The sequence below is a fragment of the Microbacterium marinilacus genome (genome assembly GCF_019753765.1).
Taxonomy (GTDB): Bacteria; Actinomycetota; Actinomycetes; order Actinomycetales; family Microbacteriaceae; genus Microbacterium; species Microbacterium marinilacus.
Genome location: NZ_JAIJZW010000008.1, coordinates 1 through 25456 on the forward strand (window position 1 = coordinate 1; position 25456 = coordinate 25456).

The following is a 25456-nucleotide window of genomic DNA, read 5'->3' on the forward strand; positions in this document are numbered from 1 at the left end:
CGGATGCCGATGGCAACGTGAACGCGGCGGCTTCGGCGTCGGCGTCGGCGAACGCCGATGACGACTCGAACGCCTCGGCTCAGGCGGCTGCTCAGGCGGCGGCGGACGCGGATGCGAATACGGCGGCCTCGGCTGCTGCGGACGCGGATGCGACGTCGGCTGCTGCGGCGGCGGCGAACGCCGATGCGTCCAGCGACGCGTCGACGGACGTCTCGAGCGAGGCGAACGCGTCGGCTCAGGCGGCTGCGGCCGCTGCGGGCAACGCGGACGCGTCGTCGACGTCGGCGGCTGACGCCTCGGCGGCGGCCAACGGCAACGCGTCGGCGGCCTCGGCCGCGGCGGCGAACGCGGATGCGTCCAGCGACGCCTCCTCGAACGCGGCAGCGGACGCGGACGGCAACGAGGACAGCGAGACCGACTCGGCCGCGGCGGCGGATGCCGATGGCAACGTGAACGCGGCGGCTTCGGCGTCGGCGTCGGCGAACGCCGATGACGACTCGAACGCCTCGGCTCAGGCGGCTGCTCAGGCGGCGGCGGACGCGGATGCGAATACGGCGGCCTCGGCTGCTGCGGACGCGGATGCGACGTCGGCTGCTGCGGCGGCGGCGAACGCCGATGCGTCCAGCGACGCGTCGACGGACGTCTCGAGCGAGGCGAACGCGTCGGCTCAGGCGGCTGCGGCCGCTGCGGGCAACGCGGACGCGTCGTCGACGTCGGCGGCTGACGCCTCGGCGGCGGCCAACGGCAACGCGTCGGCGGCCTCGGCCGCGGCGGCGAACGCGGATGCGTCCAGCGACGCCTCCTCGAACGCGGCAGCGGACGCGGACGGCAACGAGGACAGCGAGACCGACAGCACCAGCTCGTCGGACAGCTCGGCTTCGTCCGACAGCTCGGCGTCTTCCGACAGCTCGGCGACTTCGGACAGCTCGGCGTCTTCGGACAGCTCGGCGTCTTCGGACAGCTCGGCTTCGTCCGACAGCTCGGCCTCGTCCGACAGTTCGACGTCGTCTGACGGCGACGCCGACGGCTCGGGCATCCTCGCCACGCTCGACCACCCGGTGCGCTACCACGGCGACTCGCAGACGGCCCGAGGCTTCGGCTTCGAGCCCGGCGAGACGGTCGAGGCGACCGTGTACTCGACGCCGACGGCGCTGGGCTCGCAGGTTGCGAACGAGGACGGCGAGGTGGTCTTCACCTGGACGATCCCTGCGGACGAGGAGGTCGGCCAGCACGAGGTCGAGCTCGTCGGCGAGACCTCCGGCGCCGAGTCGGAGACCTTCCGGGTGCTCGCGCGGTCGTCGCTCGCGGCGACGGGCGGTGACCTCGCGCTGCCGATCGGCGGGCTCGCGGTCCTGCTCATCCTCGCCGGCACCGCGATCTGGGCCACCCAGCGTCGCCGCAACGCGGATGTCTGATCCGACGATCCGCTAGACGGGTCGGGTGTGCCCCGGTGACGACCTCACCGGGGCACACCCGACTCCCAGCCCGTGGAGGGGGGGGGAGACGGATGCGTTGACCGAGAAGCTCGTCCGGCGGAGGCCTGTCACGCGTGTCGTGATGCTCGTCGCCGTCGCCTTCACCGCATGGCACGTGCTCGCCACGTTCCTCTGGATCGCCCCCGTCTCGCCTTTGCGAGAGGTGGTGGGCCAGAAGGTGCTCGCCGCCTACATGCTGCCCGTGCTCGGGCAGTCGTGGAGCGTCTTCGCCCCCGAGCCGATCAACGGCGACTACCGCTTCGAGGTGCGCGCGCTCGTCGACGGCCAGGAGACCGAGTGGGTCAGCGCCACCGACGTGGAGGTCTCGATGATCCGGTACAACCTCTTCACCCCCCGCGCGGGGATCCAGGCGATGGACGTCTCCAGTCAGTTCAAGGGCGCCTGGGGCAAGCTCGACGACGCCGGCAAGGAGATCGTCGAGCTCAACTACTTCAAGCCCGAGTGGGAGGAGCGGATGGCCGGGTCTCTCGCGGAGACATCGTCCGAGGGCACCGTCGACAGCTACCTCGAACAGGAGCACCGGGCCACCGCGTATGCGACCCAGGTGGCGCTCGCGGTGTGGGGCGACGACGTCGAGCGGGTGCAGTTCCGGGCGACCCGGCAGAACGTCATCCCGTTCGCCGAGCGACACGATCCGGAGGCCGAGCGTCCCGCCGTGCAGTACTCGCCGACCGGCTGGCGCGGCCTCGTGGTGGAGGACGGACAGTCGTCGGAGCGCTTCGCCGACGTCTTCCGTGAGCAGTACGAGCGGATGAGCCGATGAGCCCGCGCGGCGAGACGGCCGGTGACGCCGGGGCGGCCCGCGCCCTCTCCATCCTGCTGCGGGCGCCCCGCGCTGCGGCACGGCTGATCGGCGCGGGGTGGCGCGCGCTGCTGGCGACCGCGTCGCACGTCTTCCTCTGGACCGAGTCGTGGCTGCTCGACTCGAAGAAGTCGCTGTACGGGCTCGCCGTCACCCGGATCGTGCTCGGCCTGACCGGTGCGGGCCTGCTGCTGACGAACTTCTCGACCCGGTTCTACACCTTCGGCTCGGGATCGGCGTGGAACGGGGAGGCCGCGCAGCCCCAGAGCGACTTCACCGGCATCTGGCTGTTCAGCCTGTTCCACAACGTGCGGCTGGACGACGGAGTGCTCACCGCTCTGTATGTGGTGCTGCTGGTGCTGGCGGTCGTCTTCGCACTCGGCTGGCGCTTCAAGGTCGTGCTGCCGGTCTACTTCGTCCTGTGGGTCAGCTTCATCGAGATGAACGACGCCGTCGGCGACCAGGGCGACAACATGTACCGCATCGTGCTGCTGGTGCTGTTCTTCGCGGACCCGGCCGCGCGCTGGTCGCTCGACGCGCGGCGGCGTGCACGCGCCGGAGACCGCACGATCCTGCCGCGCGAGATCAGCAGCCTCCTGCACAACCTCGCGCTGGTCGCGCTCACCGCCCAGGTCTGCTTCGTCTACGCCTCCGGCGGCCTGTACAAGGCGGGCGGAGAGCCCTGGTCCGGCGGATACGCCGTGTATGCGCCGCTCATGACCGAGCGGTTCGGCACCTGGCCCGTCCTCAGCGACCTCGTGACCGCGTGGGGTCCCGCCGTCGCCGCGATCAGCTGGGGGTCGGTGATCCTGCAGGTCGCCTTCCCGCTCATGCTGCTGACGCGACCGACGCGCATCGTCGCCCTCATCGGCATCATGTCGTTCCACATCGGCATCGGCGTGCTCATGGGGCTGCCGTGGTTCTCCTTGGCGATGATCGGCATCGACTTCATCTTCATCCGCGATCGCACGTGGCTGCGGCTGTCCCGCGCCGTGCGCGAGAGCTTCGAGCGGGACGACGCACGCGCGGCGGACGGAGGTCGCAACGACGACGGCCTGCGAGACGGGGACACGGCCCGGGTGGAGGACGACAAGCGCTCGCCGGACGTCGCGCCACGCCGCCCCGGCGGCGAGAGGCCCGAGCCGGTGGAGGAGCCCGAGCCGGTCGAGGAGGAGGGGCGCGAGCCGGTCCGTGCCGAGGCCGGCGCGCGCGGCTGAGCCGGGCTGCCGCGACGGTGCGGGCGAGGGGGACGCCCGCGCCGCTGTGGCGCCCGCACAAGCCACCCACGTCCCGGGACGAGCGCTGACTGTCGCTCGCCCACAACGTCCGTGCCCCAGCGCTGTGCGCGACCTACCGTGGGATCCGTACCCCACGTCCCCTTCGAGAGGCAGTCATGGCAGACACCGCCGTTCGCCCACAGACGTCCCGCGACGCGCGCGCCGCCGAGAGCGCGCCGCCGGAAGCGGCGAGGATCGACGTCCCGCTCGTCACCGACCTGCTGCTCGGCACCTGGGCAGACGTGCGCCGGACCGCGCGCGAGATGATCAAGGATCCCGCCTTCTGGCGAGAGGACGGGCTCACGCACCACCAGCACCGCGAGCGGGTGTTCCAGCAGCTGAAGAAGCTCGTCGCGCACAACTCGATCGCGCGGGCGATGCCCGCCGAGTACGGCGGCGAGAACAACAACGGCGGCAACCTCGCCAGCTTCGAGGAGCTCGTCTTCGCCGACCCGAGCCTGCAGATCAAGGCCGGTGTGCAGTGGGGCCTGTTCACGTCGGCCATCTACCAGCTCGGCACCAAGCCGCATCACGACAAGTGGCTGCCCGCGTCGCTGTCGCTCGACCTGCCCGGCGCCTTCGCCATGACCGAGACGGGCCACGGATCCGACGTGGCGGCGATCGGCACGACGGCGACGTACGACGCCGAGGCGGAGGAGTTCCTCATCCACACGCCGTTCCGCGGCGCGTGGAAGGACTACCTCGGCAACGCGGCCGTGCACGGCAAGGCGGCGACGGTTTTCGCCCAGCTCATCACCGGTGGGGTGAACTACGGCGTGCACTGCTTCTTCGTCCCGCTGCGCGACGACGACGGCGCGTTCCTGCCCGGAGTCGGCGGCGAGGACGACGGCGTCAAGGGCGGCCTCAACGGCATCGACAACGGGCGCCTGCACTTCGACCACGTGCGCGTCCCGCGTGAGAACCTCCTCAACCGCTACGGCGACGTCGCTGCCGACGGCACGTACTCGAGCGCGATCGCCAGCCCGGGCCGGCGCTTCTTCACGATGCTCGGCGCCCTGGTGCAGGGCCGGGTCTCGCTGGACGGCTCGGCGACCAACGCCTCGGCGCTCGCACTGAAGATCGCCGTCACCTACGGCAACCAGCGCCGCCAGTTCGCGGGCGCGGCCGGCGCGGAGACCGTGCTGATGGACTACGGCAAGCACCAGCGCCGCCTGCTGCCGCGTATCGCGACCACCTACGCGCAGGCGTTCGCGCACGACGAGCTGCTGCAGAAGTTCCACGGCGTCTTCGGCGGCGAGACCGACACCGAGCAGAACCGCGAGGACCTCGAGACGCTCGCGGCGGCGCTCAAGCCGCTCTCCACGTGGCACGCGCTCGACACGCTCCAGGAAGCGCGCGAGGCGTGCGGCGGGGCCGGCTACCTCGGCGAGAACCGACTCGTCAACCTCCGCCAGGATCTCGACGTCTACGCCACCTTCGAGGGCGACAACAACGTGCTGCTGCAGCTCGTCGGCAAGCGCCTGCTCGGCGACTACGCCAAGCAGTTCAAGGGCAAGGACCCGAAGGAGATCGCTGCGTTCGTCGTCGGCCAGACGGCGGGCAAGGTGTTCCACGGAGCCGGTCTGCGTCAGCTCGGCCAGGCGGTCGCCGACCTCGGACAGGTCGCGCGCTCGGTCGAGCTCGGCCTGCGGGCGAAGGACCAGCACGAGCTGCTCGCCGGTCGCGTGCAGCAGATGGTCGCGGACGTCGCCGGCAGGCTGCGTCCCGCCGCCAAGCTGGGGCCGGAGGCGGCGGCCGCGCTGTTCAACGAGAACCAGGTCGAGCTGCTGGAGGCCGCCCGCGCGCACGGCGAGCTGCTGCAGTGGGAGGCGTTCACCGACGCCGTCGCCTCGATCGAGGACGAGGGCACGCGTCAGATCCTCGGCTGGCTGCGTGACCTGTTCGGGCTGGGCCTGATCGAGAAGCACCTGGCGTGGTATCTCCTGCACGGGCGGCTCTCGAACCAGCGGGCGATCGCGCTCTCGCGCTACATCGATCGCCTCTGCCTCAGGCTGCGCCCGCACGCGCAGGACCTGGTCGACGCCTTCGGCCTGGAGCCCGAGCACGTGCGTGCCCCCATCGCCTCCGGCGCCGAGCAGGAGCGCCAGGACGAGGCCGCGGCCCACTACGCCGACCTCGCCGCCAGCGGCGAGGCTCCCGTCAAGGAGAAGAAGCCCCAGCGCGGCTGAGCGGGACCCCCGGCCCCGGCGGGGCAGAGGTCCCCGGCAGCGGGCTCTCGGGCCCGAGCGGCGGCCGATTAGGATAACGCCAGGACTCGGGCGAGGGGGTGCACGATGACGGCCATGTCATGGCTTCACGTGCGCCCTCGCACGCTCGCCGGCGCCGCCATCGTGAGTGTCGCGGCGATCGGCATCACGACGATGGCCGTCGCCTACGAGGGCAACCCGACCACCGAGCTCGAGCTCAACGACGGCGCCGTCTGGATCACCAAGACCGATCAGCAGCTCGTCGGCCACTTCAACGCCGAGTCGGAGGTGCTCGACGGACGCTTCGCCGCGCCGACGGCCGACTACGACGTGCTGCAGGACGGCGATCGCGCCCTGGTGCACGACCTCGGCGACGACACCCTCGGAGCGATCGACACCGCCGCGGTCGCGCTCGGCGAGAGCGTGCAGCTGCCGGCCGACGCCCTCGTCGACTACGCGGCGAGCACGATCGCGGTGCTCGACGTCGCGAAGGGCGCGCTGCACGTGGTGCCGTACGGGGGCCTGGGGGAGTTCTCCGTCGCCGCCGCGAAGCCCGTGCTCGACAAGCTCGGCGAGAACGCGGTCGTGACCGTGGGTCGCGACGGCACCGTCTATGCGGTGTCGCCGGAGAGGTCGACGCTGTACACGCTGCCCGTCACCCCGGAGGGGGACGTCGACAAGGACACGATCCGCGAGCAGGAGCTCGAAGGGGTCGGCGAGGGCGCCGTGCTCTCGATCACCTCTGTGGGCGAGGTGCCGGTGCTGCTCGACGAGGACGCCGGTGCCGTCATCGTGCCGGACGGTCCGACGCTGCCGCTGGACGAGCCGGACGACGCACGGCTGGCGCTCGACGCCGCCGACGGTGATGCGGTGGTCGTCGCCACCCGCACGCAGCTGCTGCGCCTGCCGCTGGACGGCTCCGACCCGACCGCGACGCCCGCGGGGGCCACGTCGGGCACACCCGCCGAGCCGGTGTGGCTGAACGGCTGCGCGTACGGGGCGTGGATGGAGTCGGGCCGTTTCCTGCGCGACTGCGTCGGCGAGGCGGACGACCTGTCCTCGGCCATCCGCGACTACAAGGCCGGAGGCGAGCTGCGCTTCCGCGTCAACCGCGACGTCGTGATGCTCAACGACGTGATGAGCGGCGCCGCATGGCTCGCGAGCGATGTGCTGCAGAAGGTCGACAACTGGGACGATCTCACGCCGCCCAAGGGCGACGGCGTGGAGAACCCCGATCCGACCACCGTGCAGGTGCCCGACCCCTCGCCGCCCGACCGCGGCGAGGACAACACGCCGCCCATCGCGAACCCGGATCGCTTCGGGGTGCGCGCCGGCGCGTCGACGATCCTGCCGGTGCTCGACAACGACAGCGATCCCGACGGCGACGTGCTCGTGATCAGCCTGCCGGACGGCTCACCGCCCGGCGTCGAGGTGCAGCTGATCAACGACGGCACGTCCCTGCAGATCGCCGTGCCCGCCGGCGTGACGAGCGTGGACTCCTTCCGCTACGAGATCAGCGACGGACGCCCCGGGGGCACGGCCGAGACCACCGTCGGCATCGACGTGCACCCGGACGCCGAGAACGCGGCGCCGAAGCAGCTGCGCGAGATCGCGGTACCCGTCGAGACCGGCAGCTCGGTGACCTACAACGTCCTGCCCGACTGGATCGACCCGGACGGCGACAACATCTACCTCGAGTCGGTCACGCCCGCCGAGGGCGACGAGGCCGAGTTCACGGCCGACGGGCGCATCACCTATCGCGCGATCTCCGGCAATCAGGGCCCGACGGACGTGAACATCACGGTCTCCGACGGGGACGCCAGCATGACCGGCGTGTTCAAGCTCGACGTCCGCGCGAGCGGATCGACCCCGCCGCTCGCCACGGCCGACCACATGGTCGTCCGGGCCGGGCAGCAGGGCACGGTGGCGCCCCTCGCGAACGACCTCAGCGCGAGCGACGAGCCGCTGGAGCTGACGCAGGTGAGCGAGGTGCAGGGCGCCTCGATCGTCACGGACTACGCGTCGGACACGTTCACGTTCGAGTCGGGCACGGTCGGGACGTACTACGTCGACTACCTCGTCACGACGTCGGGCACCGCGCCGGTGCCGGGCATCGTGCGCGTCGACGTGATCGAGCCCGTCGAGAGCGACGACCCGCCGGTCGCGGTCCGCGACGTCGCCCTGCTGCCCGTCGGCGGCGACGCGCTCGTGAACGTGCTCGCCAACGACTCGGATCCCGCGGGCGGCGTCCTCGTCGTGCAGTCCGTCGAGGCCGCGGAGGACAGCGGCGTCTCGGTCTCGGTGCTCGGCCACGAGTCGCTGCGGGTGACGGACCGCGGGATGACGACCGAGGGCGGCGAGGTCACCATCCGGTACACGATCTCGAACGGTGCGGCGTCGGCCGAGGGCGAGGTGGTCGTCATCGCGCTGCCGTCGCCGTCGAAGCTGCGCGCCCCGGTCGTGAACCCGGACTCGGCGGTGGTGCGCGTCGGCGACGTCGTCACGATCCCGGTGCTGGAGAACGACTACCACCCCAACGACGACGAGTTCCACGTCGATCCCGAGCTGGTCGAGGTGCCCGATCCCGCTGCCGGCGAGGCGTTCGTCTCGCAAGACGGCGTGCGCTTCCGTGCGGGCGACCAGCCGGGCACGGTCTACGTGACCTACGCAGCCGTCGACAGCACCGGGCAGCGGGCGGCCACGCAGGTGGCGATCCAGGTGATGCCGCTCGACGACGAGAACAACAACACCCCGAGGCCGGAGGACATCGAGGCCCGGGCCCTCGCCGGCACGCAGACGACGATCGCGATCCCGCTCGACCGCATCGACGGCGACGGCGACTCGGTCGAGCTCATCGGCCTCGCCTCCGGACCCAAGAAGGGCACGATCGTCGAGACGGGCGCCGACCGCCTCGTGTACGAGGCCTTCCGAGACGCATCCGGGCTCGACACGTTCGCCTATCGCGTGCGCGATCCGTTCGGCGCCGAGGCGACGGCGACCATCCGCGTCGGCATCGCGCCCGCCGCCGCGCAGAACCAGCAGCCGTACGCGGTGCGCGACAGCCTCGCGATGCGTCCGGGCCGAGTGGTGGCCGCTCCCGTGCTCGAGAACGACTCCGACCCCGACGGCGACCGCTTCGGCCTGATCCAGGGGGCGGAGGGGCTCATCCTCGGCGAGGACCCCGCCGTGGAGGCCGAGGCGGTGGGCAACCGCGTCATCGTCACGGCGCCGGACCGGGAGCTCGAGACGTCGCTGCAGTACACGATCGAGGACGCGCGCGGCGCACGGGCGCAGGGCGTGCTGCAGATCACGGTCGACGAGGACGTGCCGCTGCAGTCTCCCATCGCGCGCGACGACCGCGTGCTGATCGGCGACATCGATCCGGAGAGCCAGACGGCGGAGATCCCGCTGCTCGAGAACGACGAGGACCCCGACGGCACCGCGGAGGCCCTCGAGATCGCGCTGGAGACCGACGACGGCGCCGAGCTCATCGGCGACGGCAGCGCGCGGGTGAGCGTGCAGGAGACGCGTCGCCTGATCGGCTACACCGTCACCGACGAGGACGGGCAGTCCTCGAAGGCGTTCATCCACGTGCCGGGCCAGGAGGATCTGCGGCCCACCCTCCTCGACACCGAGCCCGCGCAGGTGCAGAGCGGCAAGTCGATCACGCTGCCCCTCGCGGACTACGTCAAGGCCGCCAGCGGCAACTCCGTCCGGCTGACGGAGGCGGAGAAGGTGACGTCCGGGCACGGCGACGGATCGTCGCTGGTGGTCGACGCGCAGACCCTCACCTACACCTCGGCCTATCGCTACTCGGGCAGCGATGCGGTGACGTTCGAGGTGACCGACGGGTCGGGGCCGGACGACCCGAAAGGGCGTGTCTCGACGCTCTCGATCCCGATCACGGTCACGGCGCCCGTCAACGAGCCGCCGGAGATGGTCGGCGCGTCCGTGCGAGTGGGGGCGGGCGACACCGAGCCCGGCGTGGTCGAGCTGTCGGGGCTGGCGACCGACATCGACAACGATCCGCTCACGTTCGAGCTGGTGGAGGTGCCGGACGGCATCGAGGCCGCCATCGAGGGGTCGACGCTGAGCGTCACGGCCGAAGCCGATCAGAAGGGCACGGTCGGTACCATCACGGTCGGGGTCGACGACGGCGAGGAGAACCCCGAGAGCCCCGAGCCCGTCACCGCTCCGATCGAGGTGACGGTGACCGCGTCCACGCGGGAGCTGCCCGTCGCGACCGACGACACGTTCGCGGAGTGGAACCAGGGCGAGACGCTCACGGTGCCCGTCCTGGACAACGACGTCAACCCGTTCGCGGGCGAGGCGCCGCTCACCGTCACGAACGCGCAGCTCGAGGTGGGCTCGTCGCAGGACGCGAGCGTCGAGTTCGACGACGACAGCGTCTCGATCACGCCCGCCGAGGACTTCCACGGCCGGCTCGTCGTGCGGTACCAGGTCGAGGATCAGACCGGAGACCCCGACCGGACGGCCGAGGCCCGCGTCAACGTGACCGTGCAGGGCCGCCCCGACGCGCCGCCGAAGGCGTCGGTGAGCAACGTGCAGAGCCGCCAGCTGACCCTCACCTGGCGTCCGCCCGCCGACAACGGCGCGTCGATCACCGAGTATCGCGTGACGGCCGTCAAGGGTGGCGAGTACGAGACCGTCTGCCCCGAGACGACGTGCACCCTGACGGGCCTGACGAACAACGTCACGTACGCGTTCGCGGTGACCGCCGTGAACAAGGTGGGCGAGTCCGACGCGTCGCCGGCGAGCCAGGAGGGCCGTCCCGACGTGCGCCCGCACGTGCCCGCGGCGCCGCAGCTGCCGCAGTTCCGGGACGGGGGCCTGCAGGTGACCTGGAAGGCGCCCGGCAACGAGGGCTCGCCGATCACCAAGTACGAGCTCGAGATCACCCCGGCCCCGCCGAACGGCGTGAACACCAAGACCGTGCCCGCGGGGGCGACCCAGCTGTGGTGGGACGGGCTGGCGAACGGCACCGCCTACACGGTGCGCGTGCGCGCCCACAACAGCGCGCCGGACCCGTCGGACTGGAGCCCGCAGTCGGGCACGAACATCCCCGCCAAGCCTCCCGCAGCGCCGGGCGCGGCGTCGGTCAAGCGACAGTCGTCCATCGGCAGCACTGCCGGCGGCGTCGAGGTGACGTGGCCCGCGGTTCAGGGCGCCGACGCCGGCGGGGACGCGGTCGACACCTATCAGGTGCAGGCGTACCGCGGCGGCAACGCATACGGCGACGTGCACTCGACGTCGGGCACCCGCTACGTGGTGACGCTGCCGGCCAGCACCGCCGACTACACCTTCCAGGTGCGGGCGAAGAACAAGGCCGGCTGGGGCGCCTGGAGCAAGGCGAGCACGCCGCTTCGGCAGTTCACCTCTCCCACCGCGCCGGGCACGCCGAACGTGAAGGCGGGCGACGGCTGGGTGGAGGCGTCGTGGTCGGCGGCGACCGCCGAGGGCGCGAGCTCCGGCGAGATCCAGTACTCGTACAGCGTCAACGGCGGCGCGTGGACGCCGGTCGGCACCGCGACGTCGGCGACGATCGGCGGCCTGCAGAACGGCACCTCGTACCGGGTCGCGGTGCGCGCCCACGCGGTCGCCGGCGGCGTGCAGTCCGAGTCCGGCCCCGCGTCCGCGCAGTCGTCGGCGGCCGTGCCCTTCGGGCCTCCCGCCGCGCCCGCCGCGCAGGCGGTGCCGTCAGGCGCAGAGAACCGGGCCATCACGTACTCGTGGAGCAGCCCCGCCAACTCGAACGGTCGCGACATCACGGCGCTCGAGATCAGCGTCGACGGCGGCGCCTGGCAGAGCAGGCCGCTCAGCGACAGCGAGCAGGTGCAGTACGACTACGAGCAGACGCACACCATCGCCGTGCGCGTGCAGAACTCCGAGGGTCAGTGGAGCGCCGAGACGTCGGCGAGCGGCCGCACCGCCGACCGGCCGAAGCCCGCGGCCACCGTCAGCGCGTCGGAGCGCAACCGTGGGGTCGGGGACGGGTGCAACGGCCGGTGCCACTACCTGCAGCTGAACTACGAGAACTTCCCCGCCGGCGACTACTCCATCGTGTGCCGCGACTACAACGACGGCGGTTCGGGGTTCGCGACCGTGAAGAGGACGCTCTCCGGAGCGGGCAGCTCCGAGCTGGGGTGCTTCTACGGCTTCGAGGGGAAGGAAGTATGGCTCGATGTCACCGGGCCCAACGGCTTCAGCCTCTCCACGCCGAGATGGATCTACCAGCACCCGTCATGACCTCCGCCCCCTCTCCGCAGCCTCACCGTCGACCACTCCTGCAGCACCCGTCCTTCCAGAGAAAGAGCGCGCGATGACGATGACCCCCGAACAGGCGACCTGGTTCCAGGGCACCTTCGGCCGACTGGTCGACAACGTCGACCGCGCGCTGATGGGCAAGAGCGAGATCGTGGGCCTCGTGCTCGCGGCGATGCTCGCCGAGGGGCACGTGCTGCTCGAGGATGCGCCGGGCACGGGCAAGACCAGCCTGGCGAAGGCACTGGCGGCGACCGTGCAGGGCACGTCCAACCGCATCCAGTTCACGCCCGACCTGCTGCCGAGCGACGTGACCGGTGTGACGATCTACGACCAGCAGACGCACACGTTCGAGTTCCACCGCGGCCCGGTGTTCGCCTCCATCGTGCTGGCGGACGAGATCAACCGCGCGTCGCCCAAGACGCAGTCGGCGCTGCTCGAGGTCATGGAGGAGTCGCGCGTCACCGTCGACGGCACCCCGCACGAGGTGGGTCGCCCGTTCCTCGTCATCGCCACGCAGAACCCCATCGAGCAGGCCGGCACCTACAAGCTGCCCGAGGCGCAGCTCGACCGCTTCCTCATCAAGACGTCGATCGGCTACCCGACGCTCGAGGTCACGGAGCGCATCCTGGCCGGCTCGGCCGACCGCAACCCGTCGGCCGGTCTGACCGCCATCATCACCACGAGCGCGGTCGCCGACATGGCCGACCTCGCCGCGACCGTCCATGTCGAGCCCGCCGTCCTGCGCTACGTCGCCGAGCTGGCGGAGACCACCCGCACGGACAAGGACGCCCGGCTGGGGGTCTCGGTGCGCGGTGCGATCGCGATCGTGCGCCTCGCGAAGGTCTGGGCGGCCGCGCAGGGACGCCACTACGTGATCCCCGACGACATCAAGGCGCTGTCGCAGCCCGTGTGGGCCCACCGCCTCGTCATGGACCCCGAGGCCGAGTTCGTCGGCACGACCCCCGAGACCGTGATCGCGCGCGTGCTCGACAAGGTCGCCGCCCCGCAGACCCGCGCCGCCGTCTGATCAGGACGATCCGAGCCCGCCGATGACGACCCCCACGAGCGCAGAGACCGCGGACGCCCCCGCGGCGGCCCCCGCCCGCGACGACCGCCCCGCCCAGGCGAGCTGGCGGGAGGTCGCGCTGTACGCGGCCGGGCGCGCCGCCGTGGCGGGTCGCCGTGCCGCGGGGGTGGTGCGTCCGATCGGATGGGTGGCGATCGGCGCGGGAGCACTGCTGTGGGTCGTCGGGCTGTGGCTCGGGTGGCGGGAGGTCACGACCGCCGCGGTCGTCGTGACCTCGGTGGTGGCGCTGTGCCTGCTGTTCCTGATCGGGCGCACGACCTACGACGTGGGCCTCGACCTCACCCGCACGCGCGTCGTCGTGGGCGAGCGGGCGGTGGGCGCGCTCTCGCTCGCCAACTCCGGGCAGCGGCCGATCCTGCCCTCCCGCGTCGTGCTGCCGGTGGGCGCGGGGCGCGGGGTGTTCGGCATCAGGCACCTCGCCCCGGGCGAGCAGATCGAGGAGCTGTTCGCGATCCCGACCCCGCGGCGCACCGTGCTGCCGGTCGGCCCCGTGAGCATCGTCCGCGGCGATCCGCTGGGCCTGTTCGAGCGCGTCGACAGCCGCGACGAGCCCGTCGACCTGTTCGTGCATCCGAAGACCGTGCGCTTCGACGGCCAGTCGCTCGGCTTCGTGCGCGACCTCGAGGGAATGATCTCGCGCGAGCTCGCGCGGGACGACATCTCGTTCCACGCCCTGTCCGAGTATCAGCCGGGCGACGACCTGCGCCACGTGCACTGGCGGTCGACGGCGCGCACCGGCACGCTCATGGTGCGGACGTACGAGCAGACCCGCCGCTCGCACTTCGTGATCGGCCTGTCGAGCCATCCCGGCGAGTACGCCGACCCGGACGAGTTCGAGCTGGCCGTCTCGGCCGCGGGCTCCCTGGGGCTTCGCGCGCTGCGGGACTCCTACCGGGTGGATGTGCGCACCCAGGCCGGCACACTGCGCACGGACAGCCCCAGGCACCTGCTCGACTCCCTGTCGGGGGTCGAGAGCACGCGGCCGCGCAGCGGCGGCACCGCCGCACTCGCGGGGGCGATCGCCGCGGCCGCCCCCGCCGCCAGCGTCGTGGTGCTGGCCTGCGGCAGCCGTGTGCCGGCGTCCCAGCTGCAGGCGGCGATCTCGCGGCTGCCCGCCGACTCGCGTGTGCTCGCCGTGGTCGCGGCACTCGGCGAGGAGCCGGGCCGTCGACGCATCGGCGACGCCGACGTGGTCACCATCGGCGCGCTCGACCAGCTGCCGCCGTCGCTTCGGAGGGTGCTCGGATGACCTCGACGCTGGAGGCCTCTGGCGGCGGTGCGCCCGCCGACGAGGCCGCGCCGCCGCAGCCACCCGCCGCGCCGCGCCGCGCTGTCGCGAAGCCCGCCCCCGCGCCCCTCGAAGCACGTCGCTGGGTGCTCGACCTGGGAGCGTCGGCGCTGCTGATGCTCGTCGCCGTGATCGGGTTCTGGCCGACGTTCGAGAGCCCCGTGGTGCTGCTCGCGGGCCTGGGCGGACTGATCCTCGGGCTCGGCATCGCGGCCCTCGGAGCCCTGCGCCGGTGGGGCATCCTGCTGGTAGCCGCCGGCGTCGTCGTGGCGTACTTCCTGCTGGGAGGTCCGCTCGCCCTGCCGCACACCACGATCGTCGGCGTGCTGCCCAGCCTCGAGACCCTCCAGAAGCTGGCGCTCGGGGTCGTCACGTCGTGGAAGTCGCTGCTGACCACCGTGCCGCCCGTCGCACCGCAGGACGGCCACCTCATCGTGCCGTTCCTCCTGCTGCTGGTGTTCTCCACCCTCACGGCCAGCCTCGCGCTGCGGGTGAGACCCGCGGCCTGGGCGCTGCTGCCAGCGGGCGCGACCATCGCGCTGCAGATCGCCCTCGGCACGTCCGAGGTGGCGGCTCCCGTCCTGCAGGGCATCCTGCTCGGCGTCGTCGCGATCGCCTGGGTCGCCGTGAGGGAGGCCTGGGCGCCGACGCGCAGCGCCGTGGCCGTCGCCTCCGAGGACCAGCCCCACGAGGACAGGCGACACGTGATCCGGCGCGTCGCGACCGCCGCCGGCGTGCTCGGCGTGGCCGCCGCCGTCGGCGGGGTCTCGACGCTGTTCGCCCCGCCGAACGAGATCCGCTATGTGATCCGCGACGTCATCATCCCGCCGTTCGACATCCGCCAGTTCCCGAGCCCGCTGCAGGACTTCCGGATCTACGTCGACGACTTCGCCGACGAGCCCCTGTTCACCGCGACCGGTCTTCCGGACGGCGCGCGGGTGAGGCTCGGCACGATGGACGCGTATTCGGGTGTCGTCTACAACGTCTCCGACTCCTCCAGCGCGTTCACGCCGCTGCGCTCGAACATGGCGGCCGGAGTGGACGGCGAGACCGCCGAGGTGCGCGTGGAGATCGGCGCGTACCGCGACGTCTGGCTGCCCGATGTCGGTCAGGTGGACGCCGTCGAGTTCGAGGGAGGGCGTGCGGAGGAGCTGCGCCGCGCGACCTACTACAACCCCTCGACGGGGACGGGCGTCGTGACCGCGGGCCTGGCCGAGGGAGACGCGTACACCTTCACCACCGTCGTGCCGTCCGTGCCCGACGAGGCGACGCTCGCCGAGGATGCGTTCGCGCAGGTGGAGGTGCCGCAGCCCGTCGCCGTTCCGGAGCGGCTGGGCGAGCTCGCGGCCGACGCCATCTCGGAGGCGGCGGCGAAGACGCCGTTCGAGAAGGTCAAGGCGCTGCAGACCTTCCTCGTCGAGGGCGGCTTCTTCAGCCACGGTCTCGACGAGGCCGAGTTCTCGCCGTCCGGACACGGCTCCGCGCGGCTGGCCACCATGACCAGCGCCGACCAGATGGTCGGCGACGACGAGCAGTACGCGGCGGTCATGGCGCTGATGGCGCACGAGGTAGGCATCCCGGCGCGCGTGGTGATGGGCTTCCACGCCGAGGAGTCCGACGGTGGGCAGCTGGTCGCGAACGGCGACAACCTGCATGCGTGGGTCGAAGTGGCGTTCGCCGACTCCGGCTGGGTCGCCTTCGACGCGACGCCGGACGAGGACAAGGAGCCGAAGGACCAGACGACGCAGCCGAAGACCGATCCCCAGCCCATGCCGCTGCAGCCGCCCCCGCCCCCGAAGGAGGACGCGGACGAGCCGCCGCTCGTGCCCGACGACCGCGAGGCGGAGGACGACGACGAGCCGCTGCCCGGATACCTGGGGCTCGCGCTGGCGATCGGCGGCATCAGCCTGGGCACCATCGCGCTGCTGCTCGCGCCTTTCGTCATCATCGGTGCGATCAAGGCGGCGCGCCGCCGCAAGCGCCGCCAGGCGCAGGCGCCGGCCGACCGGATGAGCGGCGGCTGGGACGAGCTCATGGACCGCGCCGTCGACTTCGGTCGGGGAGTCCCCGCCGGCGGAACCCGCTACGAGCAGTCGGCGCAGCTGGTGGCGACGCTCGAGGAGCCGCGCGTGGCGACGCTCGCGGTCCGCGCCGACGCCGGGGTGTTCGGCCCCGGGGAGCCGACCGACGGGGAGATCGAGGCGTTCTGGACCGAGGTCGACGAGGTCGTCGGCGGCATGAGCAGCAGGGCCTCGCTGTGGAAGAGACTACGAGCACGGCTGAACCTCCGCTCGCTGACCCAGGGCTCGTCGGTGGCGACGCGCGTGCGGTCGTTGCGCGAGCAGGTCTCGGCGAGAAGGAAGGAACGCTGACATGACGACGCCGCATCCCTCCGGCGGGCAGGCTCCGGGCGCACGGCCCGGCCCCGCGCCGGCGCCCGGCCAGTACCCCGGGCAGCCGATCCCTCCGCAGCCGTGGCAGCAGGCTCCGGCCGCGCCGCAGGCGCCCGTCCCGGCCCCCGCGCCGCCTGCTCCGATGCCGGGCCTCCCGGCTCGGCTCGGCCGTCGTGCCGCGGCCTATGCGATCGACCTCGGCATCGTCGCGGCCGCGTACGCCGTGCTCTTCGGGCTCGCGATGCTGCTCGGGCTTGCGCTCGGTCCGGTCGTGCTGATCGTGATGAGCGGCGTCATCGGGCTGCTCGCGATCGCCTGGATCGTCGTCTACAGCCTCATGCAGGGCGGCCAGGGGTCGATCGGGATGCGGCTGATGCGGCTGCGCCTGGTCCGCCTCGAGGACGGCGCGCCGCTCGGGATGGGCGGTGCGCTCATCCGCAACGTTATCTGGGGGCTCGCCGGCGCGATCGTGGTCGGCCTCTTCTCGGTGCTCTTCGACCGGAGCGGCCGCAACCAGGGCTGGCACGACAAGGTGTCGCACGCGTTCATGGCCGACGCCCGAGGCGGACACGCGAACGCCGGCCATGCCGCGCCGGCGGACGTCTCGCGGCCCGCCGCGCCGCGTTCCCCCGTGCCGAGCCGCGTCCCGCCGGTCTCGCCCGTCGCCCCCGCCTACTCGGCCGTGCCCGCGATGCCGGCGGCCCCCTCGGCGACGGCGGCTCCCTCGGCCGCGCCCGGCGGATCCGCGCTGGCCCCGGCGCCCGCCTTCGACGGCGCCATCCCGCCGCGTCCGCCCCTGCCGCCGCGTCCGCCGGCGCCCGCCGCTTCGCCGGCCCCCGCGGCTCCCCCCGCGGCATCGCCTGTGCCGCCCGCCCCGCCCGCGGCCGACGACGACCTCATCGCGTTCGTGCCGGGCATCACCCAAGACCCGCCTGCGGTCTCCGCCCCTGCCGCGATCCCCGAGAGCCGTCCTGCCGCGGCGCCCGCGCCTGCTGAACCCGCCGAGCCGGTCGCGCCCGGTGTGGACGGCGACACCGTCCACGTGCCGCGCGAGGCCGAGGACGTCGAGGCGACGCGGCTCGTCGTCCGCACCCCGTCGGCGATCCTGGAATGGGACGACGGCAACCTCCACACGGTCACGGGACGGGCGGTGTTCGGCCGTAATCCCGCGGTCGAGGCCGAGGTGACCGCCTATTCGGTGCGCGACGAGACGCTGTCGTTGTCGAAGACGCACTTCGAGGTGGAGGTCACGACGGACGGTGCCTTCGTGATCGACCGGCACTCGACGAACGGCGTGACGATCGTGCGCGCCGGCCGGCGAATCGATGCTGCGCCCGGTGAACACGTGGCGCTCGAGCCGGGCGACTCGCTCGAGATCGGCGACCGCATCGTGTCGTTCAAGGCGCTGGGACGGGCGACCTGATGACGGCGCCGATCACCGCCCTGAGCGGCGCCGCGACGGACACCGGGCTCCGGCGCGCCCTCAACGAGGACGCGTTCCTGTCGGTGTCGCCCGTCTTCCTCGTGGCCGACGGCATGGGAGGGCATGACCGCGGCGAGGTCGCGTCCGCGGCCGCCATCGCCGAGTTCGCGGGCTTCGCCGGACGCGCATCGCTCACCGTCGACGAGGTCCGCGACGCGCTCGACCGGGCGAGGGACCGCATCGACGGCCTGTCCGTCGACACCGACGCCGGCGCGGGCACGACCCTGAGCGGCGTCGTCGTCGCCGACGTGGGCGGCGAGGGCTACTGGCTCGCACTGAACCTCGGCGACTCTCGCACTTACCGGCTCGCGGAGGGACGGCTCGAGCAGATCAGCGTGGACCACTCCGTCGTCCAGGAACTGCTCGATCGCGGCGAGCTCACGGCGGAGGACGCCGCGCACGACCGGCGCCGCAACGTCATCACGCGTGCCCTCGGCGCCGGCAGCGCCGGAGAGGCCGACTACTGGATGCTGCCCGCCTCGGAGGGAGACCGGGTGCTGGTCTGCTCCGACGGGCTGCCCGGCGAGCTCTCGACCGAGCGGATCCGCGAGATCCTCGCCGCGGAGCCGCACCCGCAGGCCGCCGCCACGCGCCTGGTCCACGAGGCCGTGCTGCACGGCGGTCGCGACAACGTCACGGCCGTCGTCGTCGACGCGGTGGCCGTCGCGCGACGGGGAGCGCCCGCCCGTGCGCGGACCGATGAGCCGGGCGACGACATCGACATCGACTCGGACACGCTGCCGCGTGAGCCGGTGGGGGGCGCGTTCTGATGAGGATCACGTACGAGCCGGGAGGCATGCTCGTCATCGTCTCCGGCGAGGGTGTCGTGGTGCTGCCGGAAGGCGTGCCCCACGACAGCATTGGCGAGGTCTGGGCGGCTCTGCACGAGGACGACGCCCTGACGGCTGTGATCGCGTCGCTGACGGACGCCGCGGGCGAGACCTCCGTCGAGCCGCCTTTCGCGATCGCGCTGGTGCGCGACGGCGCGGTGAGCGCCCACGTGAGCGGGAGCCTGCGGGTGACCGTCGACGCACCCGGCGGGCCCGTCACCGTGAGCGACGAGGGCGGCGAGCCCGTTCCGCCCGTGGACGCCGCGGTCGCGGCGTGGGTGAGTGTCTCGGGCGAGCCTCCGGCGGCCGCATCGGAGCTGCCCATCGCTTCCGGCGTGGTGCTGGCGTCGACGGTGCGCGTCGTGCTGGTCGACGCGGCTCCCCCTGAGCCGGCCCCCGCCGTTCAGCCCGAGGAGACGAGCGTCGAGGCCGACGCCGTCCCGCCGATCGAGCCGGAGCCCTCCGCAGACGCCGCGGCTCCGGTCGAGGCCTCTGCGGCGGTGGATCCTCCGGCCGAGCCGGAGCAGCCGCATCCGTCGATCGACACCGCCGAGCCGGAGGCCCCGTCGGAGACCCTGCTTCCCGAGGAGGCGGACTTCGCCGCACTCGCGCAGACGATCGGGACGACGCCGGGCGACGACGACCTCGCCTCCGCCGACACGATCGTCGTGCCCCGGCGCGAGGCGCCGGTCGAGGAGGCGCCGGTCGAGGATGCGCCGGCGACGCGACGACAGGGAGATCACGACGGGGAGACGATCTCCGTCGACAGGGCTCGGGAGCTCCGGCAGGCACCGGTCGACGACGCGGCAGGCGCGGAACCGGGCGACGCGCCGGCCGACGCGGTGCTCGACCCGGCACCCGTGCCGCGCTTCGACCTCCCCGCCATCCCTCCGGTTCCCCCGCTGCCGCCCCGGCCGCCGCTGCCCACGACACCGCAGTTCGTCCCCGCGCCGCAGCGCGGACGCATCCGCCTGTCCACCGGGGAGTCCGTCGAGCTCGATCGGCCCGTCATCATCGGACGGCGCCCTCGCTCGTCGCGCACCGCCGGCGCGGAGGTGCCACAGCTCGTCGCCGTCGAGAGCCCGCAGAACGACATCTCACGCAACCACGTGGAGATCACCTCCGACGGCGAGACCGTGGTCGTCGCCGACCTGCACACGACGAACGGCACCGTTCTCTATCGCAGCGGGCTGCTGGGGGAGGGCGCCGACCCGGTGAGGCTGCACCCGGGCGAGCAGACCGTCGTCGTGTCCGGCGACATGATCGACCTCGGCGATGGCGTGACGGTCGTGTTCGAGGACCTGCCGTGAAGGCGCGCAGGCCCCCCGCGCCGCCGCCGCAGCTGCCGGGCTTCGCGCACGTCGAGCTGCTCGGGTCGGGTGGCTTCGCCGACGTCTACCTGTACGAGCAGGAGCTGCCGCGCCGTCGTGTGGCCGTGAAGGTGCTGCTGCCCGAGCGGATCTCCGGCTCGGCCGCGCAGTTCACCGCCGAGGCGAACGTCATGGCCATGCTGTCGACGCACCCGGCCATCGTCACGATCCATCAGGCGGGGGTGTCGTCCGATGGACGCCCGTACCTGGTGATGGAGTACTGCCCGCGCCCCAACCTCCAGGTGCGGTACCGGCGCGAGCCGTTCTCGGTCGCCGAGGCGCTGCGCGTCGGCATCCAGGTCGCCGCGGCCGTGGAGACCGCGCACCGCGCCGGCGTGCTGCATCGTGACATCAAGCCCGCGAACATCCTCGTCACCGAGTACAACCGGCCGGCGCTGACCGACTTCGGCATCGCCTCCACGACGCAGGGCAGTGCGGAGACGACCGGGATGTCGATCCCCTGGTCGCCGCCGGAGGCCTTCGACGAGGCCTCTCAGAGCGGGGCGCGCATCGACGTGTACCAGCTCGGCGCCACCATCTACACCCTGCTGGCGGGGCGCTCCCCGTTCGAGCTGCCCGGCCAGCGCAACGGCAGCGCCGAGCTCATCGAGCGCATCGAACGGCTGCCGCTGCCGGCGATCGACCGTGCCGACGTGCCGTCCTCGCTGTTCGCGGTGCTCGCTCGCGCGATGGCCAAGGACCCGGCGGCGCGCTACCCGAGCGCGGTCGCCTTCGCCCGGGCGCTGCAGAAGGTGCAGATCGAGCTGGCGCACTCGGTCACCCCGATCGACATCCTCGACGACCGGCCCCTGGACGACGGCCCGCGCGACGATGACGGCGGGCTCACCCGCGTCCGCGGGGTCACGAGCATCGCCCCCGTGGAGACCGCGACCCGTCCCTCCGCGACGACCGCGAAGGTGGCGCCCCGCTCGGACGGCGGACGTGTCGACGCCGGGGGCGTCGACGACGAGGCGACCGTGCTGCGGGGCCCACGCGTCGTCGCTGCGGCGGACGACCAGCAGACCGTGCTGCGTCCCGCGGCAGCCGAGCCGCCGCCGCAGGCCGCGGCCGCGCCCGCAGCGGCCCCCTCCCGGCGCTGGCCGTGGATCGTGGCGGCGTCGATCCTCGGTGTGGCGGTGATCGGTGTCGCGGCGGCCGCGATGCAGGGACTGGCGAGCCCCGAGCCCGAGTCGAGCAGCGCCCCGCCGGTGGCCGACCCGCAGAACCCGCTCGGCACGGCCGTGCCGCTCGTGACCGACGGGCGCGGCATCGTGCAGGGAGACGTGGCGGTGTTCGACTGGACGAACCCGGAGCCCGAGCAGGGCGACCGCTACCTCTGGTATCGCAACGCGATCGACGGCGCGCAGGGCCCGGAGCGCATCGACGACGAGACCGTCACGGTGCCGCTCGACGGCGAGGAGCGGGTCTGCATCGACGTGTTCCTGGTGCGCGAGAACGGGCGGACGACCGACGAGGGTGCGACCATCTGCGCCCCTGACTGAGCGCGGGCGTCGGCCGGCGGCTCAGCGCCTCAGGCCGTGGGGGCGGCGTCGAGGTGACGCGCGCCGTGAGAGAGCACCTTCACGACCACGCCGCGGCGTGTGAGGGCGGTGATCGTGCGCGTTCCCTCGTCGACGTTGCGGCCCAGCGCCTGCACGTTCGTCACGACCAGCACGTCGCCGGGCTTGAACGTGTCGAACAGCCGGGCGAGCCGCTGCTCCCACGATTCGAGGATCTCCGGCGCCGGGTGGCGGAAGCCCTCGATCGGGACGCCGAAGCGCGTGAGGTCGTCGCGCTGCTGGACGACCGACGGCATGTCGTCGCGGGAGACGACCACGCCCACGAGTCGGGAGCCGGCGGGCCGCGCCAGCCACCAGTCGCGGTCGCGCTGCAGCTCGGTGAAGCACTTCGGGCACTCGACCGCGGCGTGCGGCAGGTGCAGCGGGGCCGTGTCTGCGGCCGCGACGTCCGCTCCGTATGTCGTATCGGTCACGGCGACCCCTTTCGTCCCTCCTATTGTGCCGCGTGAAGGGGCTCAGGCACAGCCTGACGGGCCGGGGTCATTGACACACGGTGTCGTCGTGGATCAGCTGCGCCACGCGATCCGTCTCCGCGGTCGTGCGATAGGCCGCGTACTCGCCGTTCGCACGCGCGTCGAACTCGGCGCGGTCGGCGCCGAGGAAGAGCACCGCATACGAGTTGGTGACCGCCTCGAGCTGTGCGCCGGCCACAGGCGGCGCGACCGTGCCGCACACCTCGGCGATCTGATCGTGGGCGATCTCGTGGCGGATCGAGTTCACGAACGCCGGGCTGGACACGTAGGCGTCGTAGTCGGAGTAGTCCGGATTGACGTAGACGAGCTCGGGAGTCGCCGAGCAGTACGTGGCGATGATCGTCTCGAGCGGCACGTCCGAGTGCCCGCAGCTCTCGTACATGGACGCGTAGTCGAACGTGAGGGACATGCCGAAGTACGACGCCAGCTCCTCGGCCGAGTCGACGTACGTGCCGTCCGGCCCGGGCGAGGCCGTGTAGTCGCGCGCGAGCTCCGCGGCGTCGGCGCGCGGGGCGGCGCCGTCGCTCTCGAACACCGAGCCGTCCGATCGCACGACGCGCACCGACACCCCGAGATCCTCGCCGGCGAGGAAACGGCGCTCGTACTCGGCGACCCTGTCGCGGGTCGCCTGGATGATCGCGTCGAGCTCGTCGGGGTTGGTGCCGGACGGCGCCCAGCGCAGGGCGCCCCGCTCGTCCGAGAGCAGCAGGAGGAAGGCGTTGATGTAGTCGTCGGCGTCGTCCGTATCGGGCACGAGGTCTCGGATCGACCCGTCCTCGCGAGCCGCGAGGTACTTCTCGTAGGTCCCGGTGACGAAGGACTCCATGTCGGCGTAGCCGGGTCGCTCCGAGAGCGCGTACACGGTCGCGGGGGTCGGCGTCGCGCTCGGCGAGGACTCGGCGCCCTCCGTCGGAGCCGGCGCGGAGGCGGCGTCCGGGCGCGAGAAGAGAGGGACGACCACCGCGACGACGAGGACGATGACGGCGACGAGCGCGACCCCTCCGAGGATGAGGGCGAGCAGCCAGCCGCGACCGCGACGCTCGGGCGCCGCCGCGGGCGAGGTCGCCGCGGGCGAGGCATGCTGCCCGTCCCACAGGGGCTGCGCCTGCGGGGCGGCGTAGGGGGCCTGAGACGGGCTCGCTGCGCCGCCCTCGGCGGGCGGCAGAGGGCTGGTGTGCTCTGTCCAGGCGCGCCCGTCCCACCATCGCAGGAACGGGCCTCCCTGCGGATCCCGCCACCATCCAGGGTTCGACATCCTCGCCACGCCTCCGACCATCATCCGGGCGCCTCTCGGGCCGCGCCGTATCCACCGTGCCTCGAATATAGGCGGCTGCCCGCGGTCGGAGCGCACGCCTGGGGAGAACCACCCGTCGTCGGGAAGGCTCCGTAGGATGAAGCGGAATCGTCACACGAGGGAGCGCGGATGAGCCACGGGGGCATGCAGGGATGAGCACGACCGGCAGCGGGAGGCGGGGCGTTCGCACCCTGCTGGCACTGGCGATGGCGGCGTCCTTGGTCGCGATGCCGGCCGCGGCCGTGGGAGCGACCGAGGTCGGCTCCGACGACGACGAGCTCTGGTACTTCGAGGACACGGGCATCCCCGAGCTGCAGCAGACGGCGACCGGTGAGGGCGTCACCATCGCGCTGCTCGACTCGGGCGTCAACCCCGACGCGCCGACCCTGCGCGGCGCCGACATCGTCGGCAGCGAGTTCTCCTGCCCCGACGGGGAGGGAACCGTGAACGGCCTGCATGACGACGTCAGCGCGGAGCACGGAACGTACCTCGCCTCCATCCTCGTCGGCAACGGCGAGCAGGTCGGTGACCAGCCGGGCGTGCCCGGCATCGCCCCGGATGCCGCTCTGATCTCGTACGACGTCGTCACCGAGGATCCGACCGGGATCGGCACGGACGAGGAGTACACGTGCGAGGACAGCACGGAGCTCCTGCGAGACACGATCCTCGACGCGATCGACAAGGACGTCGACATGATCGTCACAGCGACGGGGTTCTCGTTGCGAGGAGAAGCCGCGACCGCGTTGATCCAGGCGATCGACGCGGGCATCGTGGTGGTGGCGGCGAACAGCAACGTCAGTGAGCTCTCGTTCGAGTCCACCTCCAATAGCGTGCACGTCGAACAGTTCAACGGCGTCGTCTCCGTCGAGAACGCCACGCAGTCGGGTGAGCGAGCAGACCCCGTGACGGGGCCGTGGGTCACGATCCTCGCCCCCGGCACGGGGTACATAAACTACGGCCGTGGTGACGGCACCTGGGACGAGCGGAAGTACTCCGCCGCAGCGAACTCGCCGGCGTCGACCTACGTCGGGGGAGTGCTCGCGCTGGCGAAGTCGGCGTACCCGGACGCGACGGGTGATCAGCTGATCCAGGCGCTCGTGCGGGGAGCGGACGGTGGCAATCCCGACCTCGTCCGCACCGACGAGAACGGCTACGGCTTCATCAGCCCGCGCACAATGATCGCCACCGACCCGGCGACTCTCCCCGACGAGAACCCGCTGCTGCGGGACGCGCCGCAGACCTGGCCGCTGCTGGAGGACTTCGAGGACGGTGTCTTCACCGACGACACGTGGGACTACCCGCTCGAGGGAGACGCGGCGTCCGCCGACGGCACGACGGCGCCTTCCGCTGACGACCCGGGCTCGGCCGAAGGCGGCGACGGATCGCCCCTCGGGCCCGTCCTGATCGTCGCGGTGGTCCTGGGCGGGATCGTGGTGGTGGGGGGCATCGTGCTCGCGGCCGTGCTCGTCGCGCGTTCGCGCCGCCGATCGTAGCGAGCCGAAGGGGAGAACTCCCCGCGGCCCGCACTTGGCGACACGCCCGGGATCGGCCAGCATGGAGCAGCAGGGCTTTGAGGGCAGCTGAGGGGGAC

Annotated in this window: 15 protein-coding genes; 13 read left to right on the forward strand and 2 right to left on the reverse strand. The window is 72.4% G+C overall.

Annotation, left to right across the window (positions count from 1 at the left end; translation table 11 throughout):
- From K5S26_RS13205 to K5S26_RS13260, 12 genes are all read left to right on the forward strand, one after another.
- Positions 1–1415, forward strand: a 1415-nt coding sequence (locus K5S26_RS13205) for an LAVTG motif-containing sortase-dependent surface protein (RefSeq protein WP_504739584.1), incomplete at its 5' end; no start/stop codon positions are given.
- A 97-nt stretch (positions 1416–1512) separates the two neighbouring features.
- Positions 1513–2259, forward strand: coding sequence for a DUF5819 family protein (locus K5S26_RS13210; protein ID WP_246604017.1), 747 nt, complete (start codon positions 1513–1515; stop codon positions 2257–2259).
- Positions 2256–3515, forward strand: a complete 1260-nt coding sequence (locus K5S26_RS13215) for an HTTM domain-containing protein (protein ID WP_221858971.1) — start codon at positions 2256–2258, stop codon at positions 3513–3515. Before K5S26_RS13210 ends, K5S26_RS13215 begins: the two co-directional genes overlap by 4 nt.
- 176 nt (positions 3516–3691) lie before the next feature.
- Positions 3692–5764, forward strand: a complete 2073-nt coding sequence (locus tag K5S26_RS13220) for an acyl-CoA dehydrogenase family protein (protein WP_221858972.1) — start codon at positions 3692–3694, stop codon at positions 5762–5764.
- Between the two features lie 114 nt (positions 5765–5878).
- The gene (locus K5S26_RS13225; protein ID WP_246604018.1) at positions 5879–12049 is read left to right on the forward strand and encodes an Ig-like domain-containing protein; all 6171 of its coding nucleotides are present in this window, start codon (positions 5879–5881) and stop codon (positions 12047–12049) included.
- A gap of 73 nt (positions 12050–12122) precedes the next feature.
- A complete protein-coding gene (locus K5S26_RS13230; protein WP_221858976.1) occupies positions 12123–13094 on the forward strand; it encodes an AAA family ATPase in 972 nt (323 codons plus the stop codon).
- Between the two features lie 22 nt (positions 13095–13116).
- Positions 13117–14403 (forward strand): DUF58 domain-containing protein, encoded by a 1287-nt coding sequence (locus K5S26_RS13235; RefSeq protein WP_221858978.1) that lies wholly within the window; start codon positions 13117–13119, stop codon positions 14401–14403.
- Positions 14400–16814 carry a transglutaminase-like domain-containing protein gene (locus K5S26_RS13240; protein ID WP_221858980.1) on the forward strand — a complete coding sequence of 805 codons (2415 nt, stop codon included), beginning with the start codon at positions 14400–14402 and terminating at the stop codon, positions 16812–16814. Before K5S26_RS13235 ends, K5S26_RS13240 begins: the two co-directional genes overlap by 4 nt.
- A 1-nt stretch (position 16815) precedes the next feature.
- Entirely contained in the window at positions 16816–18258 is a 1443-nt protein-coding gene (locus K5S26_RS13245) for an RDD family protein (RefSeq protein ID WP_221858982.1), read from the forward strand.
- Entirely contained in the window at positions 18258–19088 is an 831-nt protein-coding gene (locus K5S26_RS13250) for a PP2C family protein-serine/threonine phosphatase (RefSeq protein WP_221858984.1), read from the forward strand. Before K5S26_RS13245 ends, K5S26_RS13250 begins: the two co-directional genes overlap by 1 nt.
- Positions 19088–20458, forward strand: a complete 1371-nt coding sequence (locus K5S26_RS13255) for an FHA domain-containing protein (protein ID WP_221858986.1) — start codon at positions 19088–19090, stop codon at positions 20456–20458. The genes K5S26_RS13250 and K5S26_RS13255 overlap by 1 nt, the downstream gene beginning before the upstream one ends.
- The gene (locus tag K5S26_RS13260) at positions 20455–22020 is read left to right on the forward strand and encodes a serine/threonine-protein kinase (RefSeq protein WP_221858987.1); all 1566 of its coding nucleotides are present in this window, start codon (positions 20455–20457) and stop codon (positions 22018–22020) included. The genes K5S26_RS13255 and K5S26_RS13260 overlap by 4 nt, the downstream gene beginning before the upstream one ends.
- Positions 22021–22049: 29 nt before the next feature.
- Here the strand turns inward: K5S26_RS13260 and K5S26_RS13265 are convergent, their stop codons facing one another.
- Positions 22050–22511, reverse strand: coding sequence for a recombinase family protein (locus K5S26_RS13265; protein WP_221858989.1), 462 nt, complete (start codon positions 22509–22511; stop codon positions 22050–22052).
- Positions 22512–22578: 67 nt separating this feature from the next.
- Positions 22579–23826, reverse strand: a complete 1248-nt coding sequence (locus tag K5S26_RS13270) for a DUF2510 domain-containing protein (RefSeq protein ID WP_221858991.1) — start codon at positions 23824–23826, stop codon at positions 22579–22581.
- 191 nt (positions 23827–24017) lie between these two features.
- Here K5S26_RS13270 and K5S26_RS13275 point away from each other — a divergent pair, with 191 nt between their 5' ends.
- A complete protein-coding gene (locus tag K5S26_RS13275; RefSeq protein WP_221858993.1) occupies positions 24018–25358 on the forward strand; it encodes a S8 family serine peptidase in 1341 nt (446 codons plus the stop codon).
- The last annotated feature ends 98 nt before the right edge of the window (positions 25359–25456 follow it).